Source organism: Kitasatospora sp. NPDC007106 (genome assembly GCF_040634455.1).
Taxonomy (GTDB): domain Bacteria; phylum Actinomycetota; class Actinomycetes; order Streptomycetales; family Streptomycetaceae; genus Kitasatospora; species Kitasatospora arboriphila.
Genome location: NZ_JBEYFP010001179.1, coordinates 1 through 1,515, shown reverse-complemented (window position 1 = coordinate 1,515; position 1,515 = coordinate 1). Strand labels below are relative to the sequence as shown.

At 71.1% G+C, this 1,515-nt stretch carries 2 protein-coding genes and 1 pseudogene; all 3 read left to right on the top strand.

The features are described from left to right. Positions 1–246 (top strand): laccase domain-containing protein (locus ABZ641_RS36935; RefSeq protein WP_359988943.1); only part of this gene is annotated, 246 nt, incomplete at its 5' end. Then, a complete protein-coding gene (locus tag ABZ641_RS36930) occupies positions 243–1,031 on the top strand; it encodes a YggS family pyridoxal phosphate-dependent enzyme (protein ID WP_344627429.1) in 789 nt (262 codons plus the stop codon). The genes ABZ641_RS36935 and ABZ641_RS36930, both read left to right, overlap by 4 nt. 210 nt (positions 1,032–1,241) lie before the next feature. Continuing rightward, a pseudogene (locus ABZ641_RS36925) lies at positions 1,242–1,515 on the top strand (hypothetical protein); the annotation flags it as partial.

The following is a 1,515-nucleotide window of genomic DNA, read 5'->3' as shown; positions in this document are numbered from 1 at the left end:
GGTCTGGTCGTGCTGGGGCTCGGGGCGGAGCTGCCCCGCCTGCGCGCGGACTCCGAGACCTCCTGGGGCACGCCCGCGCTGGACGTCGCCGCCGGCGTCGCCGCCCAGCTCGCCGAGGCGGGCGTCACCGACGTGGTGCGCTCCGACGTCTGCACCCTCGAGTCCGACGACCACTACTCCTACCGCCGCGAGCAGCGGACGGGCCGGCTCGCGAGCTACGTCTGGTTGGGCCCCGAAGACTCATGACGAACGACATCTACGGACCGTTCCCGGGCGGCGCCGACTTCTCCGCCGCCCTCGACGCGCGGCAGCGCGAGCGGTACGAGCAGCTCGGCGCCAACCTCGACGTGGTCGAGAAGCGGATCGCGGACGCCTGCTCGGCCGCGGGCCGCGCCCGCGACGAGGTCACCCTGGTCGTGGTCACCAAGACCTACCCGGCCGAGGACACCGCGCTGCTCGCCGGACTCGGCGTCACCGACGTGGCCGAGAACCGCGACCAGGACGCCGCCCCCAAGGCCGAGCAGTGCGTGAACCTGCCGCTGACCTGGCACTTCGTCGGCCAGCTGCAGACCAACAAGGTCCGCTCGGTGGTCCGCTACGCCGACCTGGTGCACTCCGTGGACCGCCCGCGGCTGGTGGAGTCGCTCTCCGCCGGGGTGCTCAACTCCGGACGCGCGCCCCTCGGTTGCCTGGTGCAGGTGGCCCTCGACAAGGAGGCCGGGGAGGGCGCGCACCGCGCCGGGGTGGCGCCGTCCGAGGTGGAGGCGCTCGCCGACCTGATCGCCGCCGCACCGGGCCTCAGGCTCGACGGCCTGATGACGGTCGCTCCGCTGGCCGGCCCGCTGGCCGGCGATCCGGCCGCCGCCTTCGCCAGGCTCGCGGAAATCTCAAGCGCCGTACGGGCGAGCCATCCGACTGCCACGATGGTGTCCGCAGGCATGAGCGGGGATCTGGAGCAGGCCGTGGCAGCCGGAGCGACACATGTACGCGTCGGTACGGCGGTACTCGGCGTGCGGTCACCGCTCGGGTAACGTCACCGGGTAGTAGATCAGACTGCAGGACAAAACAGGACAGAACCTAGCAGCAGTTCCAGTGCGCTAGCGAAAACTTCGTGGATCGCATCTCCGCAGAATCCTCACGGTCTGACGGGCCGTCGGTCCGGCGAGCCCGGACCTCTGCGGGGACCGCAGGCCGAGGCCGGAGCCGGAGTCGATCCACCACAGAGCGGAGGAGACAGGAGCATGGCCGGCGCAATGCGCAAGATGGCGGTCTACCTCGGCCTCGTGGAGGACGAGACGTACGACGGCCAGGGGTACGACCCCGACGACGACTACGACGCGGACCCCGAGCCGATCCGCACCGGCCGCACCGAGGACCTGCGCCCGGCCGCGGCCGAGCGCCCGGCGCCCGCGCCGGTCGCGCACATCGCGCCGCAAGAACGGAAGAGAACACCTCTAACTCCACTCAACACAAGACATATATCGGTAGGTGTCTTCTGCGTGTTAATTGGTGGGG